This window comes from Bordetella sp. 02P26C-1 (assembly GCF_009763255.1).
Lineage (GTDB): Bacteria > Pseudomonadota > Gammaproteobacteria > Burkholderiales > Burkholderiaceae_B > Bordetella_A.
Window position 1 is genome coordinate 55,990 of sequence record NZ_WSJB01000012.1, and the last position, 15,781, is coordinate 71,770.

15 protein-coding genes are annotated in these 15,781 nt (G+C 60.8%); 6 read left to right on the plus strand and 9 right to left on the minus strand.

All coding sequences use genetic code 11. From position 1 onward, the window contains the following. Positions 1–123 precede the first annotated feature (123 nt). From GOQ28_RS07575 to GOQ28_RS07595, 5 genes are all read left to right on the plus strand, one after another. Positions 124–2,616: a TonB-dependent siderophore receptor gene (locus GOQ28_RS07575; RefSeq protein WP_236844267.1), complete on the plus strand. Its 2,493-nt coding sequence runs from the start codon at positions 124–126 to the stop codon at positions 2,614–2,616. A gap of 222 nt (positions 2,617–2,838) precedes the next feature. Then, on the plus strand, positions 2,839–4,323 hold the full coding sequence (locus GOQ28_RS07580) for a SulP family inorganic anion transporter (protein ID WP_160356026.1): 1,485 nt from the start codon (positions 2,839–2,841) through the stop codon (positions 4,321–4,323). A gap of 61 nt (positions 4,324–4,384) precedes the next feature. Then, a complete protein-coding gene (locus GOQ28_RS07585) occupies positions 4,385–5,380 on the plus strand; it encodes an NAD(P)H-quinone oxidoreductase (RefSeq protein ID WP_160350528.1) in 996 nt (331 codons plus the stop codon). Between the two features lie 110 nt (positions 5,381–5,490). Beyond that, entirely contained in the window at positions 5,491–6,576 is a 1,086-nt protein-coding gene (locus tag GOQ28_RS07590) for an NAD(P)H-dependent flavin oxidoreductase (RefSeq protein WP_160356027.1), read from the plus strand. Positions 6,577–6,816: 240 nt separating this feature from the next. Beyond that, positions 6,817–7,137, plus strand: coding sequence for a cupin domain-containing protein (locus tag GOQ28_RS07595; protein ID WP_160350824.1), 321 nt, complete (start codon positions 6,817–6,819; stop codon positions 7,135–7,137). A 99-nt stretch (positions 7,138–7,236) separates the two neighbouring features. On the opposite strand, the gene GOQ28_RS07600 is transcribed toward GOQ28_RS07595, so the two are convergent. Further along, positions 7,237–7,845 (minus strand): TetR/AcrR family transcriptional regulator, encoded by a 609-nt coding sequence (locus GOQ28_RS07600; RefSeq protein ID WP_160356028.1) that lies wholly within the window; start codon positions 7,843–7,845, stop codon positions 7,237–7,239. 111 nt (positions 7,846–7,956) lie between these two features. Between GOQ28_RS07600 and GOQ28_RS07605 the strand changes: the two genes are divergently transcribed. Next, complete coding sequence (locus GOQ28_RS07605) at positions 7,957–8,349, plus strand: RidA family protein (RefSeq protein ID WP_160350531.1); 393 nt, start codon at positions 7,957–7,959, stop codon at positions 8,347–8,349. A 23-nt stretch (positions 8,350–8,372) separates the two neighbouring features. Here GOQ28_RS07605 and GOQ28_RS07610 read toward each other — a convergent pair whose 3' ends face one another. The 8 genes from GOQ28_RS07610 to GOQ28_RS07645 are packed head-to-tail and all read right to left on the minus strand — an operon-like array spanning position 8,373 to position 15,703. Then, on the minus strand, positions 8,373–9,239 hold the full coding sequence (locus GOQ28_RS07610) for a hypothetical protein (protein ID WP_160356029.1): 867 nt from the start codon (positions 9,237–9,239) through the stop codon (positions 8,373–8,375). Then, on the minus strand, positions 9,239–10,213 hold the full coding sequence (locus GOQ28_RS07615; RefSeq protein ID WP_160356030.1) for an HpcH/HpaI aldolase/citrate lyase family protein: 975 nt from the start codon (positions 10,211–10,213) through the stop codon (positions 9,239–9,241). The genes GOQ28_RS07610 and GOQ28_RS07615 overlap by 1 nt, the downstream gene beginning before the upstream one ends. Positions 10,214–10,251: 38 nt before the next feature. Beyond that, a complete protein-coding gene (locus GOQ28_RS07620) occupies positions 10,252–11,127 on the minus strand; it encodes an HpcH/HpaI aldolase/citrate lyase family protein (RefSeq protein WP_160356031.1) in 876 nt (291 codons plus the stop codon). After that, the gene (locus GOQ28_RS07625) at positions 11,120–11,914 is read right to left on the minus strand and encodes an ABC transporter ATP-binding protein (RefSeq protein ID WP_160350535.1); all 795 of its coding nucleotides are present in this window, start codon (positions 11,912–11,914) and stop codon (positions 11,120–11,122) included. The genes GOQ28_RS07620 and GOQ28_RS07625 overlap by 8 nt, the downstream gene beginning before the upstream one ends. Before the next feature lie 19 nt (positions 11,915–11,933). Then, the gene (locus GOQ28_RS07630; RefSeq protein WP_160356032.1) at positions 11,934–13,115 is read right to left on the minus strand and encodes an amino acid ABC transporter substrate-binding protein; all 1,182 of its coding nucleotides are present in this window, start codon (positions 13,113–13,115) and stop codon (positions 11,934–11,936) included. A gap of 55 nt (positions 13,116–13,170) precedes the next feature. Continuing rightward, positions 13,171–13,884 carry an ABC transporter ATP-binding protein gene (locus GOQ28_RS07635; RefSeq protein WP_160350825.1) on the minus strand — a complete coding sequence of 238 codons (714 nt, stop codon included), beginning with the start codon at positions 13,882–13,884 and terminating at the stop codon, positions 13,171–13,173. Further along, positions 13,881–14,843, minus strand: a complete 963-nt coding sequence (locus tag GOQ28_RS07640; protein WP_160356033.1) for a branched-chain amino acid ABC transporter permease — start codon at positions 14,841–14,843, stop codon at positions 13,881–13,883. The genes GOQ28_RS07635 and GOQ28_RS07640 overlap by 4 nt, the downstream gene beginning before the upstream one ends. Beyond that, a complete protein-coding gene (locus GOQ28_RS07645) occupies positions 14,840–15,703 on the minus strand; it encodes an ABC transporter permease subunit (protein ID WP_160350538.1) in 864 nt (287 codons plus the stop codon). Before GOQ28_RS07645 ends, GOQ28_RS07640 begins: the two co-directional genes overlap by 4 nt. Positions 15,704–15,781: the final 78 nt, after the last annotated feature.

Genomic DNA, 15,781 nt, shown 5'->3' on the forward strand with positions numbered 1-15,781 from the left:
CGCCAGGCTCGGCCAGTTGTCCCGGCTGAGATTACATTTAGAAACGATTCTTGTTTCCGGTTTTTCCGTTGTCGTTCGGCATACAGGAATTAGTCACTTTGTTGCTACGACTCTCTGACCACTATGTCGACACAGACCCCGCCATCGTTGCCCTTTGCTTCGTTTTCCTCGCCGCGCGTCCTGGCGCGTAACCGGTTGGTGCTCGCGCTGCAAGCGGCGTTGATGTTCAGCGCTTTACCCGTTGCCGCACAGACCTCGCCGCCTGCCGTAAGCGCGGCGGCACGCACGTACAACATCGCGGCCGGCCCGCTGCTGCCTGCGCTGCAACAGTTTGCCGCGCAGGCGGGCATCGCCTTGACCTTCAATGCCGACGCGCTGAAAGGCGAGACTTCGCCCGGCGTGCAAGGGTCATACTCGGTCGACGCGGGCCTGCGTCAGGTGCTCGCAACTTCGAACTGGCAGGCTAGACGCAGCGCCAACGGCGCTTATGTCCTTGAAGCGAAACCGGTCGCGTCCACCGCTTCCAGCGTGACGCTGGCGCCGGTGACCGTGACGGCCAGCGGCATGACGCGCACGGAGAACTCCGGCACCTATGGCGGGCGCGGCACCTCGGTGTTCAAGGGCGACATGTCCGTGCGCGAAACCCCGCAGCCGGTCACCATCATCTCGCGTCAATTCATTGACGACCGCGAGATGCCCGACTTGACCGACGTCATGCAGAACACGCCGGGGGTGACGGTTGGATATACCGATAGCGAACGGGTCAATTACTATTCGCGCGGCTTTCAGATCGATTCTTTGCAGATCGATGGCCTGAACGTCTATCAAGCGGGCTCGACTTTTATTCAGCCCGATACGGCCGTGTTGGATCGAGTCGAAATCCTGCGCGGCGCGGCGGGTATTCTGCGCGGCGCGGGCAATCCGTCGGCCACGGTGAATCTTGTGCGAAAACGTCCGACGGCGGATTTCCAGGCCAGCGCCAGACTCACCACCGGTTCTTGGGATCGTTACCGCGCCGAGGCCGATATCTCGAGCCCGTTGAATGAGGCGGGCACCGTGCGCGGACGCGTGGTCGCGGTGATGGACAACAAGGACTTTTTCCAAGAAGCGCGCGAGGAAAAACGGCGCGTTTTCTATGGCGTGCTTGAGGCGGATGTCACCGACAACACCACTTTGACGGCAAGTTTTCAGCACACAGAATTGAAGGCCACTGGTGCTTGGGGCGGGCTGCCACGCGACTTTGATGGCGGCTCGCTGCATTTCTCCCGCGACACGTATCTGGGCACGGACTGGAATCATTGGAACCGCTACAACCAGCAAGCCATGCTGGAACTCGAACACCGTTTCGATAACGAATGGAAGGTCAAGGCCAGTGCGGCGAACACGCGCTTTCGCTACATGGACGGCGGTTTTAAACAAAGCTATATCTCGCGCTCGAGCCGCACAAACCCGTATCTGTTCGACGTATCGACCTCCATCTATCCGGACTCCGCGAGCGATCAAAATGCGTTCGCCCTGGTGGCCGATGGACCATTCAGTGCATTTGGACGGGAGCACTACCTGACCGTGGGCCTGGAGAGCAACTACAACCGCACGACGGGCTCCAGCGGCTACTACAACGTCGATGTCGTCCGGAATATCGACATCCGGAACTGGGATCCCTATACGACCTATCCGGAGCCATCGAATAACAGCGCGGGCACCTACTACGAGGCGACCAACAACATCACGAAGCAACAGGCCGCCTACGCCATCGGCCGATTCTCGCTGGCCGATCCTCTGACTTTCCTGCTGGGCGGACGCGCAACGTGGTGGGATTACAAGGTGCCGGGCAACTCGGCCAGCAACTACAGCGTCGATAACGAAATCACGCCTTATGTTGGCCTGATCTACGACTTGAACGACACGTGGAGCCTCTACAGCAGCTACAGCAAGATCTTCGTTCCGCAAAACGCCTATAGCGCAAGCGGTGCGCTGCTGGACCCGATCCGGGGCGAAGACTACGAGGCCGGTTTAAAGGGCGAATTCTTTCAAGGCCGCTTGAATTTCAGCGCCTCGGTATTTCGCATCAATAACACGGGCCGCGCGATGGACGATTCGAGCGGCCCCTTTCCTTGCCTGCCCAATTATCCCAACGGCTATTGCAAGGTCGCTGGTGGCAAGACGCGCAGCCAAGGCTGGGAACTGGAGCTGACCGGCGAGATCACGCCGAACTGGCACATCATGGCGGGCTACACGAATACGCAGACCAAATATATCCGTGATGCGTCAGACGCGAATGTCGGGCAACCTATCCGCACGCTGGATCCGCGTCAATTGTTCCGCTTGTTCACCACCTATCGCCTGCCCGGCGAGTGGCGCGGGCTGACGATTGGTGGCGGCGTGCAAGCGCAGAGCAGCACCTATGCCTCGAGCCGTGGCATCGAGGCGCGTCAAGGCGGTCACGCGATCTATAACCTGATGGCCAGCTATGACTTCAACGAAAACTTGCGCCTGCAGCTGAACGTCAACAATGTGTTCGACAAGAAGTACTACCGCCAGGTCGATGCGACCGGCATTAGTAACTACTACGGCGATCCGCGCAACTTTATGCTGACCTTGAGCGCGCGGATGTAAGGGTTGGCCGGCGCCCGATTCCGAGCTGGGGCGGCATCCCGCCCCAGCCACGCGTTGGACGCCTTTTTCCTGGTCTACTAAAATGGCGCGCGCTTTAAAACGCTTCTGTTTCCAGGCCCGCGCCGACTCCCCGCGACATTAAGACAATCTTTCGACTGCCTCAATGGGTGCCTGCTTGTGTGCTGCGCTGGCCTGTTTCCACACTAATCATTAGGCCGTTTCATGCTCACACGCTCTTTACGCGAAGAATGGTTTTCCAATATTCGCGGCGATATCCTCGCGGGTATCGTAGTCGCGCTCGCGCTTATCCCCGAGGCGCTGGCGTTTTCCATCATTGCCGGGGTTGAACCGAAAGTCGGCTTGTACGCGGCCTTCAGCATCGCGGTCGTCGCCGCGATTGCGGGCGGACGGCCGGGGATGATCTCCGCGGCTACTGGCGCCGTGGCGCTTCTGATTGGTTCGCTCGTCAAGAATCACGGCGTGGAATATGTGCTGGCCGCCGGCATCCTGGCCGGGTTGCTGCTGATCGGCGCGGGCTATCTCAAGCTGGGTTCGCTGATGCGGTTCGTCTCGCGCTCGGTGATCACGGGCTTTGTCAATGCGCTGGCGATATTGATCTTTCTGGCCCAGTTGCCTCACCTGGTCGATGCGCAGCCGGCGGTGTATGCGATGGTGGCGGGTGGCTTGGCGATTATCTATATCCTGCCGAGGTTTACCCGCGCCGTACCGTCGCCGCTCGTCTGTATCGTCGTGCTGACGGCCATCACGATGGGCATGCAATGGGATCTGCCCAACGTGGGCGATATGGGCGCGTTCCCCGATGAACTCCCCTTCTTCGCGCTGCCCGCGGTGCCATTCTCGTGGGAAACGCTGAGCATCATTTTTCCGTATTCCGTGAGTATCGCGCTGGTCGGTCTGCTTGAATCGCTGATGACGGCAAGCATCGTCGACGACTACACCGACACCCCTAGCAATAAGAACCGCGAATGCCGCGGCCAGGGCTGCGCCAATATCGTGGCTGGGCTGCTGGGCGGCATGCCGGGTTGCGCCATGATCGGCCAGACCGTGATCAACCTGAAGTCTGGCGGACGCGGGCGGCTGTCTACGTTCGTTGCTGGCGTACTGTTGCTGATTCTGGTGGTCTTTCTCGCACCGTGGGTGCGTCAGATCCCGATGGCGGCGCTGGTCGCCGTGATGGTCATGGTGTCGATCAGCACGTTCGACTGGCGCTCAATGGCGCGCTTGAAAACCAATCCGAAAAGCTCCTCGACCGTCATGCTGGCCACGGTCGCCGCGGTGGTGGCCACTGGCAACCTCGCCATAGGCGTGGGCATCGGGGTATTGCTGAGCGCGATCTTCTTCACCGAGAAAGCCCGCCGCGTACTGGCCGTATCCTCGACGCTGGACACCGCGACGGGTCAGCGTCACTACGTGGTGCGCGGCCAGGTCTTTTTTGCCTCGTCCGAGGCACTGGTATCGGAATTCGACTTCAAGGAAGCCATCTCGTCCGTTCTGCTGGATCTGTCGCACGCGCATTTCTGGGACATCACCGCGATCGAGGCGCTGGACCGCATCATTCATAAATTCCGCCGCAATGGGATTGCCGTCGAGGTCACCGGCCTGAACCGCGCCAGCGCGACCCTGATCGAGAAATACGCCACGCATGACAAACCGGGTGCTAATGTCGCATCATCGGGTTCTCATTGATTCGGTCGGGCACGATAGCCGCGGCCGTTGATATTTCTGCTGGATAACAAAGGATTGCGCCATGACGCTGAACTGCACGTTTATTGACCACGGCCAGGGCGGCTCGCCCGATTGCATGAAAATTGCGACCCGTCCCATGGAAAGCCCACAAGGCCGTCAGGTGTTGATCGAAGTCGCTTACGCCGGCGTAAACCGCCCGGATGTATTGCAACGCGCGGGCTCCTACCCGCCTCCGCCGGGCGCGTCGCCCTATCTGGGGCTGGAGGTTTCCGGACACATCATCGCCGTCGGTCCCGAAGTGCAGGACCGCAAGGTGGGTGACACCGTATGCGCCCTGACGCCCGGTGGCGGCTACGCGCAGTACTGCCTGGCCGATGAACGCCATTGCCTGCCGATTCCCAAGGGTCTGGACCTGCTGCAAGCCGCGGCCATTCCCGAGAACTACTTCACCGTCTGGACCAATGTGTTCGAGCGCGCCGCCCTGAAACCGGGCGAGCGTTTTCTCGTGCACGGCGGATCGAGCGGCATTGGTCTGACCGCGATCCAGCTCGCGCACGCCTTCGGCTCGACCGTGTGGACGACCGTGGGTAACACCGACAAGGCCCAGGCCTGCAAGCAAGCTGGCGCCGACCACACGATTTTGTATCGCGAGCAGGATTTCGAGCAGATCGTCAGCGAGGCGACCAAGCGCCAGGGCGTCGACGTCATACTCGATATGGTGGGCGGCGACTATATCAACAAGAATCTGCGCAGCCTGGCGGTCAACGGCCGCTTGGTGCAAATCGCTTTCCTGGAAGGCAGCAAGTCGCAGATCGATGCCTTGCCCATCATGATCAAGCGCCTGTCTTTTACGGGATCGACCCTGCGTCCGCGCTCGGACGAGGACAAGGGCAAGATTGCGCAGGCGCTCGTGTCGCAGGTCATCCCCTTGATGGAAAAAGGCCAGTGCCTGCCCTTGATCCACGAGGTTTTCGATCTGAAGGATGCGGCCGCGGCGCATGCGCTGATGGAAAGCAGCAAGCATATCGGCAAGATCATGCTGAAGGTCAAAGGCTGAATCTACCCCGCCTGCCACGCAGCTTGATCGCGGCGCCGGACATGGTGGGCGGTAACGCAAGCGCAGCCCCGCAAAGGTTTCCGCGCGCCGCGTCTTCGCAAGGAACGAGCATGTCCACGTCGCAGACCTTCATACAGACTCTTGGCATCCGGTATCCGATTATCCAGGCGCCCATGGCGGGGACGTCAACGCCGGAGCTTGCCGCCGCCCTCACGAACGCGGGCGGCCTAGGCTCGCTGGGAATCGGGGCGAACACGGCCGAGCAAGCGCGCAAAAGCATAGAAGCCACCCGCGCGCTGACGGCGGGCCCGTTCAACGTCAATGTGTTTTGCCATCAACCTGCGGCCTATGACGCAGAGCGCGACGCGGCGTGGCTACGGCATCTGGAGCCGCTCTTTACGGAGTTCAATAGCACGCCGCCCGGGGAGCTTCATGAGATCTATAAAAGCTTTTTGCAGGATGATGCCGTATTCGACATGTTGCTGGAACAACGACCCGCCGTCGTGAGCTTTCATTTCGGCGTGCCGGCTGCCGAGCGCGTCGAGGCGCTGCGGCGTGCCGGCATTTATACGATGGCGAGCGCCACTAATCTGCAAGAGGCAACGATCATCGAAGAACGCGGTGTGGATGCCATCGTGGCGCAAGGCATCGAAGCCGGCGGCCACCGTGGCATGTTCGATCCCGAGGCCACCGATGAACGGCTGAGCACCTTGGTGCTGGTACGCCTTCTTGTCGGTCACACCCGTCTGCCCGTGATCGCTGCGGGTGGCATCATGGACGGCCACAGTATCCGGGCAGCGCTGAGTGCAGGCGCCGCAGCGGCGCAACTGGGGACGGCGTTCATCTTATGTCCCGAATCTGCCGCCAGCACCAGCTATCGCGCGCACCTCAAGAGTCCGCGTGCTGCCCATACGCGTTTAACCGCCACCATTTCGGGACGACCCGCCAGAGGGATGGTGAACCGGCTGATCGAACATGGGGAATCCGCGGGTAGCCCGCCCCCCTCGGCATACCCGTACGCTTACGACGCCGCCAAACAACTCCACGCGGCCGCCAGTCGGCTAAAGAATATGGAGTTCGCTGCGGAATGGGCGGGCCAAGGCGCACCATTGGCGCGCGAAATGCCGGCCGCCGAGCTGGTGTCCACGCTCGTGCAAGAACTCGGCACCGAGGGCAGCAACCTCGCGCGCCCGTAATGGCTAACCCTCGTAACTAGGTGAAAGCTCTAATACCCTGGGATAATGACCACGCTGAGAATTGGCGCCCGGATCGAGCGGCGCGCCCCATCAGCATTTTCATTTAATGCCCGGTGGCGGTTTACTACCTCTGATTCCACAGATCGTTGCCACGGCAACATCACCCTTTATTGACTCCCTTAGTTGACATACCAAGTGACTGACAAGCAACCCAAACTCGTACGCATTAGCACCGGCGCCATGGTCAACCCTACGGTGGGCAAGCCTCGTCGCCCCATGGAAGGCGACACGGTTCATCGCACCGTGACCGCTTTCGAAGGCAACCAGGGGCGCGCCTCCTCCGGCATCTGGGAAAGCACCGCCGGCAAGTTCCGCTCGGACACCACGGGCTATATCGAGTTCGGCTACATCCTCGAAGGATCCTGCCGCATCGTCGATCCCGATGGCACCGTGCACAATCTGAATGTCGGTGACGCGTTCGTCATGCCCGAAGGCTTTAAAGGTCACTGGGAAGTCGACGAGTATGCGAAGAAAGTCTGGTTTATCTCCGAGACCAACTAAGGATCGCAGCGCGGGTCGCCGGGCTCGCGCGCTCTTTCCTTTGCGAAACCGATTAGCAGACGCGCGTTGTGGGATGAAAGCCGCAACGGGCGATTCGCATCAGCCGGTGTCCTTCTCGCGAAGAAACCCGCTCATCAAATGTTTGAACGCCGTAATTGCCTTGGGCAGTACGGCTGCCGGGTCGTCGCTGGCCGCGACCCACAATGCCGCGTTCAAGGCGGCGCCGTTCATCAGCCGCGCGGCCGCTTCGACATCCACGTCCTTGATCACGCCCTGCTCTCTCAAGTCAACGAGCGTTGCCACCGTGGCTTGAAGGCAGCTGTTCTGACTTGGCCATTGACTGGGGTCTCCCAGAAACGCTGGCCCGTCCAGCAACACAATCCGCTGTATCTCCGGATCGAGCGCCAGCTCCATATAGCAGACGCCTTCGGCGACTAACTTGTCCCAAGCACTTCCCAGCTTGAGCTTTGCCACCGCCATCTGCGCTCGCGCCGCCATCTCGCTGTCGACCTGCGCGACCACGGCCGCCAGCAGACCCTTTTTATCGACAAAGTTGTGATAAAGCGCGCCGCGCGTCAAGCCGACCTCGGCCGTTAGCTCGTCCATGGAGGTCGCTGCGAACCCGTTTTGGGCGAACGCGTGCCTTGCAGCGGCGATCAGCTTGGCCCGGGTTTCAGCCATTTTCTCTAAGCGCTTATTCGTAGCCATGATTTCGCATACGCTGCGTATTTGAATTTGACATACGCAGTGTATCTCAACTAAATTGACATACATAGCGTATGTGAAATTGTGCACATGCGCAAATCCAGGAGCCTTTCAATGTCTACAAATTCCCCCATCTTCCCCGCTCGACGCCAAGCGCTCTATGAGAAATACAGATACTCGGCCGCGACTCGTTCTGGTGATTTGTTGTTCGTCTCGGGTCAGGTAGGCTCGCGCGCCGACGGCGAGCCCGAGCCGGACCTGGAGGCCCAAATCCGACTCGCATTTGATAATTTGCAGGCCACGCTCGCGGCGGCGGAGTGCACATTGGCCGATATCGTCGATCTGACGACGTATCACACCGACCCGGAGCATCAGTTCGAAACGGTATTGAAGGTAAAGGACGAGATCTTTCCCGCCGCGCCCTACCCCAACTGGACAGCGGTGGGGGTGAACTGGCTGGCGGGCTTTGATTTCGAGATCAAGGTGGTCGCGCGAATTCCCTCTTGAACGCGCGTGTCCGTCGCTAAGAGCTATAGCAAACGCTGCATCGCCGCGCCCATCACCACCATACGGCTGATGGCTTGGCCGGTGAACGCGTTTAGCGAAGCGGCCGCGGCCTCGCGTGCCTCGGCCGCCAAGCGGTCTGGCGCTTCGCCAAACCGGGGCAAACGAGCGGCAATCGAGCGCGCTTGCTCCAAGGTGCTTCGCACTTCGGCCGCCAGCACGCCGTCACGCTGCGGTCGGGCTAGCACCGTACAAGCCAGCGCGAGAAACCCCGGCCAGTGCGCGAGATGCCGATACAGACTTGCCACAATCGCGGTATCGGCAATCTGCCCGTAGCTGTTGAGCACGTCGATGACTTTCAACGTGGCTGGCGACAAGGTATCCAGGCCCGGCAGTGGCAGCGCTGCGCCGGGGGTCCTTGCGGTTGCTGGCGTGGTTTCCCCAGTCGCGCCCTCTTCCGACCCAGCCGTTTCAGCGGCATAGACGGCGTCATCGCTATCACCGCCATCCAGCCGCGCGCCGGCAGCCAGCAACGCTAGCAGCGCGCGCGCGTTAGCATGCCCGTAGTCGGCCAGCATGGCCGTGATGGCCTGACGCTCAGTTTCCCCCAAATTAATCAACGTCAGCGCCTCGGGCAAGCATGGCTCAATCAAAGTATCCAATGCAGGCACCCGTGCGAGGACATCTGCCGCCCGGTCGAATGCAGGCATCGCATACAGGGGTTTGACCGCGGCCCACGTCCAGGGCAATGCGCCCGGAATCGTGGCCAAATGACGCCATACCAGATTCACGAAAGGCACATTCAGAGTCTGGCGAATGTCTTCGTACAGACCGGCCAGTTCGCCGGTCGCATCGGCTTCGGCAATGGCCGGTACGGGATCGGCGGCGCGCATTATGCGGCTCCTTGCGATTGTTGCTCGATCAACGCCTGCCGATCCGCGATGGCATTCGCTTGCTTCAGATGCGCCATATCCACCAGCACGCCACCATCGCCGACCGCGCCGTTGCCCTGACGATTCGAGGCATCGATCATCTCGCAGATACGCGATGCCCACGACAACTGTTCGGGCGTGGGCGAGAACACCTCGTTGGCCAACGAGATCTGAGTCGGATGAATGGCCCACTTGCCTTCGAAACCCAGGGCCGCGGCGCGCTGGGCGCATGCTCTATAGCCGTCCGCATCGCCATAATCCGTGAATGGCCCATCGATCGGGCGCAAGCCGTTTGCGCGGCAAGCGTTGGCAATGCGGGCCATGGCAAAGTGCCATTGATCATTCCAATGACGCTCACGCACCGTGCCCTCTCCATGAGTCAGCACCGCGTATCGCGGACTCGGTGTGCCGAAGACGGGATCAAACGTACGCATCTCGACGGTGTAATCGCCTACGCCAAAAATCATCGCCTCCAGCCGGTCCGAGCTGGCCGCGATCTCTTCGACATTGGCCACGCCGCGCGCGGTTTCGATCAGCACCTCGATACCCGTACGCTTGGTTCGACCCGTCTCGCGTTCGATCAGGGTCAGGATCTGATCGACGAACTGCACATCAAAGGCCGATCCGGCCTTGGGCAACAACACCAGATCCAGCCGAGGGGCTTGGCGCACCACATCGACGATGTCCTGCAATGCCCATGGGGTGTCCAATCCGTTCACGCGCAACGCGAGGGTCTTGGGTCCCCAGTCTATCTGGTTAAGCGCGGTAATCGCTTCGGCGCGCGCCTGATCCTTCATCTGAGGCGCGACGGCGTCTTCCAGGTCCAAGAACACCACATCCGCCGCGCTGGCGGCCGCTTTGGCGAAGAAAGCGGGACGGCTCGCGGGCACGGCCAATTCGGATCGATGCAAGCGAGCAGGGAGAGAACGAGTCATGTACTGGCTCCGTAGCAAGACAGTGATAAGGTCGCGCGCTAACGCGCCGCGATGGCCGCGGCACGCGCTATCAGGCGCTGGGCGGGGGGAACCAGATCCACGGCCACGAAAACACCGTCGATCACCCCCGTGCCGTGCCCTTGGCGTAAGCCGGCTTCGTATGCGCCGACAATGCGTCGGGCACGTTCGAGTTCATCTTCCGTTGGCGTGAATACGGCATTCACCGGCTCGACCTGGCTTGGATGGAAGACCACTTTGCCATCGAATCCCATGCGTCGCGCGGTTTCCGCATCGCGACGCGTGGCCTCGGCATTTTTTACGTCCTGAAAGTAGGCTGCATCAATCGCCGCCAGCCCGGCCGCGGCCGCCGCGGCCGTGACCACCGAGCGCGGATAGTGCAGGACAAGGTCATCGACGGCGGCCCCCAACGCAGAGGTGTAGTCGCCGGAGCCAAAGAATAATGCTGTGCTGCGCGCGCAGGCATCCGCGATGGGCAAAGCCTGCAAAATACCGCGTGGCGTCTCGAGCATGACGATCAGTTCGATGGCTGCCTGCTGGCCTTGCTTGGCCTCCAGCTCTCGCAACTGTGCGTCCAATGCGCGCAGCGCGTCGGCTGATTCCACCTTGGGCACCATAATGGAATCCACCTGCGCCAGCGGCAATGCCTGCAGATCGAGGCGGGATTCTGGCGTGTCCAAACCATTGATGCGCACGCAGCGCTCCGTGTGCCCGCGCGGTAACTCTCTAAGGGCCGAGGCGACGTCATCGCGCGCCTGCGCTTTACGATCCGCAGGCACGCTGTCTTCCAGATCGAACACCACCGCGTCGGCGCCATAGCTTGGCGCTTTGGCCAAACGATCGGGGCGATTGCCTGGCGTCATCAACAGTGTGCGCCGCAAGCGCAGCTCAGGCATGGGCGGGCTCCTCGTTCTCCAGGGTCGCGAGCAGGCGGTCGATCTCTTCGGGGACCTCACCCAGGAACAAGCGCTGCACGTTAGGATTGTCGAGCAGTTCTTGCGCCGGCCCCGAATACACCACTTGCCCCGTGTGCATCACATAACCACTGTGGGCGATCGCCAAGGCGCGCGACGCCTTTTGTTCGACCATGATGACGGTCAGCCCCTCGGCGGCCAGCATGGTCAGTTTCTCGAAAACCTGATCCACCAACTTTGGCGACAGACCCAGCGAAGGCTCGTCCAAAATGATGGCAGTGGGATCGGTCATCAATGCACGCGCGATCGCCAGCATCTGCTGCTCGCCACCGCTCATGGTGCCGGCGAGCTGATTCATGCGCTTGCCTATCACCGGAAAGATGCGGACCATGCGTGCGAGGGCGGCATCGAAACGGGCGCGGTCATTTCCCAATATATAGGCGCCCACATCGAGATTCTCGCGTACCGTCATCTCCGGCAGCACAATGCGGCCTTGCGGGACAAAGGCCACGCCGCGCGCCAAACGCTTGTGTGGAGCCTCGTGTGTCACGTCCACCCCATTGACCTTCACCTGCCCTTTCCAGATAGGCAACAAGCCCGCGGCCGCCTTGATGGCCGTGGATTTCCCCGCCCCATTAGAGCCGATCACCGCCGTGATCGCGCCACGGGCGAACGCCATGTTGGCATTGCGCACAACGGGCACGTCACCGTAGCCGGTAGTCACCGACCGCAGCTCCAGAAAGCGCGCGTCGTCCGATTGCTGTTGCATGGCGTTCTCCTCGCGCGACTTAGCGCTTGTTCCAGGCCGGCATGGGGATCACGGCGTCGGTGGTCTTCACATCCAACGGCATCACGATCTCGCGCTTGCCATCGCGCACTTGTGCGAGCAATCCCGTCACACCGATCTGTTTGCCGGTGTTGGGATCCACCTTGTGATGGCCCATCACGGTATCCAGTTCAAGCGTGGTCAATGTGTCGCGCAGCTTGTCCTGATCGACCGAACCGGCCTTTTTGACTGCCTCCTCTAATACCGTCGCGCCAGCGTAGGAAAACGCCGAGTAGTAGCCGGGCTCCGTCTTGTAGCGGTCCGTATACGCCTTGACGAACTCCGGGTTGCCTTTCGTCTTGAGCGACGGCTCATACAAGGACATGGCAAACACATACTCCGCGTCCTTGCCCGCGCTCTTTAAAAAGTCCTCGATCGATGCGCCGTTGTGGATGAACACTTTGGGCAGATAGTTAGACGCTTTCATCTGACGCACCATCTCGATGGCTTCGTTCGGATAACCGACAGAGACCCAGATGTCCGGCTGCATCTGGCGCGCCTGCGCGATCATGGAGGAGAAATCGGTGGTGCCCGCGGGGAAGAACTCCGAGGTCTTTAAGTCCAGTTTGCGATCCTCGGCGATTTTCTTGATCCCCTTGGCCATATCGCGTGCCGCCGCATAATCACGGCCGAAGAAAGCGATGCTCTTCAAACCATGCTGGTCTGCCAGCGGGCCAATGCTTGCTACATAGGCGCTAATCGGCGCGGCCGTCTGGAACACATACTTGAACCCACGCTCCTGGATCTGCTCCGATGCACCGCCCGAGTTCAGAAACACCCGCTTGTGCTTATTGGCAACCGCCGCTGCCGTCGCTGCCGAAGCAGAACCCCACGGCCCGAACAACAAGTCAACGTTGTCGTCGCTGATCAGTTTCTCGTAAAGACGGGCAGCCGTCGCAGGGTCACTGCGGTCGTCGTAAACCACCAGTTCCACCTTGCGCCCCAACAGGCCGCCACGCGCGTTGACCTCGTCACGCCACAGCTCGACCCCTTGGTAATAATGTTTGGCGCTATCGGCCAGGTTGCCGGATTGCGATAGCGCGACCCCGACACGGATGGGTTTCTCGTCGGCGGCCTGGGCGGTGCCCAGGGCAGCCGCCACGGTGGCGATGCTAAAAAGCACCTTCGCAAAATGTCGCTTCATGGGCTGCTCCTTGTCTCCGGTTATGTGTCCCTCTCGGGACGTATGATTTGGAACCCTAAAAGTACGCATCCTTGACACGCTGGTCATGGCGGATCGTATCGGCATCGCCATGCGCAATCACGCGGCCCTCGGCCAGTACGTATAAGTCATCGCAGATCTCCAGCACGATGCGCATTTCATGGTCGATGAAAAACAGCGTCATGCCTTGCGCACGCAACGCCTGCAAATGCTCGACGATGCGATTCTGCAAGCGCGGATTGATGCCGGCAAAGGGCTCGTCCAATAACAGCATCGTCGGCTGCAGCATCAGCGCCCGGGCGATCTCGACCAGTTTGCGCTGGCCGTACGACAGTTCGGCGCCCCACTTGTCCCGTAGGGAGGTTATTTCCAGAAAGTCCAATAACGCCAGCGCCCGCTCGACCGCCGCGCTATCTGTCATGCCGTGCGCGATGGCAACCAGGTTTTCCAGCACAGTCAGTTCATTGAATAGCCGTGATATCTGGAACGTGCGCCCGACGCCGCGTCGACAAATGTCCGCGGGCGTCGCGCGCGTCACGTCCTGGCCTTGCAACACAATGCGCCCACCATCGGCAGCCAGCGCGCCGGCAATGATGTTGAACAGTGTCGATTTACCCGAACCATTTGGCCCGATCACGCCGGTGATGGACCCGGACGCAATCTCCAGGCTGGCGCCTTCGAGCGCCACCCGGCCTGCAAAGCGTTTACTGACGTTTTCGACCGACAGCATGGGTTGCGAGGTTGCGCTCATGATTGGACGGGCTCCTTGCGGCGTGAGGCCAGGCGGCGCAGGTGGCCGCGTGCCAACGGCACCCAAAACCAGGCACGCCGCTGTGCGTGATTGACGATACCGCGCGGCATATAGAGCACGGCGATCAGAATAATGAAGCCCACCAAGGCGAGATAGATCTCGGGCAGACGGGCCCACAGGACTTCGTTGACCACGGACATCAAGGCCGCGCCCACCAATGGGCCGAAGACCGTGCCCATGCCGCCCAGCAGCACCATGGCGATGACGGTCAACTCTGTCATGGGCGCAAACGCGGTCGCGGGGTCGATGTAGCCCAAATAGCAGGCATACAAGCACCCGCAAACACCCGGCATGAATGCCGATGCGACAAAGGTCCCAATCTTCAGGCGCGTCGTGCGTACGCCTAGCGCGTTGGCGGCAGTCTCGTCCTCGCGGATCGACAGCAGCTGCAAACCCAGCCGAGAACTATCCAGCCGCCACGTGGCCATCACCATGAACAACGCAATAGCACCCACTGCGTAATACAAGTGCGACTGCTCAACAACAACCAGATAAAGGCCCGTGCCACCTTGCGTGATGTCGTCCATGCCCAGCGCGAGTGATTCGCATACGCGCGCGATACCAAACATACCGATGGCGAAATATGGCCCCTTCAAGCGCAGCATCACGCTGCCCAACACCGTGGCCAGCAAGCAGGCCGCTACGCCCGCATACAGCGACGCCACGATCCAATGCGTGCCATCCAGAATCGCCAGCGATCCCACATACGCCCCAAGGCCGAAGAATGCCACCTGGCCGAAGTGGGTATAACCCGCATAGCCGCCGATGAGATTCCACGAATACGCCAACGCGATGAAGATAAAAGTCTGGATCATGAACGACATACCGTACGATCCAGCCACCCACGGCAACGCCGCCAGCGCCGCGACAATCACGACAGAAACAAACAGGGATTTCATGCGCGTGCTCCTATCCCGAACAAGCCTCGCGGCCGGACAACCAAGACGATCAACATCGCGAGGAACACGGTGGCGCTACCCAGCACCTGCCCATAGAGATACCCGGCGAACACTTCGAGCACGCCCATCAATAACGCGGCCGCCATCGCGCCGGGATAGCTACCCATACCACCGACGATGATCACCGCAAACGCTTTGATGCCAAAACGCGCGCCTAACTGCGCGTCGGCCGCGAAGGTCGGCGCGAGCAAGACGCCCGCCAGCCCTGCCATGGCGGCGCCCAGTGCGAACGTCACGTTACGCACTTGATTGATCGATATGCCGGAGATCACCGCCAGTTCCGACGCCTGCGAGACCGATCGGATCGCCTTGCCGAAGCGTGTCGATTGCAAGAACCACCATACGCCCAGCGTGGCTGTCATCGCGACCAGGAACGACACCAGGCGGGCCAGAGGAATATCCATGCCCAGCAAGGGAATGGAGCCACTCAAAACGGTAGGCAGACCGTGAAAGCCGCCGCCCCAGATCATGAGCGATATATTGATCAAGATCGTGGATATTGCGAACGTCGCCAGTAGCGACATAATGGGCGGGCCATCGATGATGTGGCGAATCACCAGATACTGCATGGCGAGCCCGATGGCCGCCGTCAACAACGGCACCAGGATCAGCGCGGCGAAATACGGCAGGTGCAACCCCGCCACCAAGGACACCGCGGTCAATGCGCCCACGGCAAGCAAATCGCCGTGCGCAAAGTTGATCACGCGCATCACACCGAAGATCAGATTCAGCCCGCATGCCATCAAGGCATAGAGCCCGCCCAGCAGAATCCCGGCGACTAAAAGTTCGAACACAGGCACGATGAAATTGCCTCCGTGAGTGGCAATAAAGGTTCCGGAATCAGATGACGCCGGCAAGAGTGAGCGTGACGACGCGGT

Excerpts from the sequence above, each read along its gene's own strand:
- GOQ28_RS07590 (WP_160356027.1), top strand. The coding sequence starts at position 5,491 with ATGTCCACGTCGCAGACCTTCATACAGACTCTTGGCATCCGGTATCCG.
- GOQ28_RS07625 (WP_160350535.1), bottom strand. The coding sequence starts at position 11,914 with ATGCAACAGCAATCGGACGACGCGCGCTTTCTGGAGCTGCGGTCGGTG.
- GOQ28_RS07600 (WP_160356028.1), bottom strand. The coding sequence starts at position 7,845 with ATGGCTACGAATAAGCGCTTAGAGAAAATGGCTGAAACCCGGGCCAAG.
- GOQ28_RS07615 (WP_160356030.1), bottom strand. The coding sequence starts at position 10,213 with ATGACTCGTTCTCTCCCTGCTCGCTTGCATCGATCCGAATTGGCCGTG.
- GOQ28_RS07640 (WP_160356033.1), bottom strand. The coding sequence starts at position 14,843 with ATGAAATCCCTGTTTGTTTCTGTCGTGATTGTCGCGGCGCTGGCGGCG.
- GOQ28_RS07580 (WP_160356026.1), top strand. The coding sequence starts at position 2,839 with ATGCTCACACGCTCTTTACGCGAAGAATGGTTTTCCAATATTCGCGGC.
- GOQ28_RS07630 (WP_160356032.1), bottom strand. The coding sequence starts at position 13,115 with ATGAAGCGACATTTTGCGAAGGTGCTTTTTAGCATCGCCACCGTGGCG.
- GOQ28_RS07595 (WP_160350824.1), top strand. The coding sequence starts at position 6,817 with ATGGTCAACCCTACGGTGGGCAAGCCTCGTCGCCCCATGGAAGGCGAC.
- GOQ28_RS07605 (WP_160350531.1), top strand. The coding sequence starts at position 7,957 with ATGTCTACAAATTCCCCCATCTTCCCCGCTCGACGCCAAGCGCTCTAT.
- GOQ28_RS07575 (WP_236844267.1), top strand. The coding sequence starts at position 124 with ATGTCGACACAGACCCCGCCATCGTTGCCCTTTGCTTCGTTTTCCTCG.
- GOQ28_RS07635 (WP_160350825.1), bottom strand. The coding sequence starts at position 13,884 with ATGAGCGCAACCTCGCAACCCATGCTGTCGGTCGAAAACGTCAGTAAA.
- GOQ28_RS07585 (WP_160350528.1), top strand. The coding sequence starts at position 4,385 with ATGACGCTGAACTGCACGTTTATTGACCACGGCCAGGGCGGCTCGCCC.
- GOQ28_RS07610 (WP_160356029.1), bottom strand. The coding sequence starts at position 9,239 with ATGCGCGCCGCCGATCCCGTACCGGCCATTGCCGAAGCCGATGCGACC.
- GOQ28_RS07620 (WP_160356031.1), bottom strand. The coding sequence starts at position 11,127 with ATGCCTGAGCTGCGCTTGCGGCGCACACTGTTGATGACGCCAGGCAAT.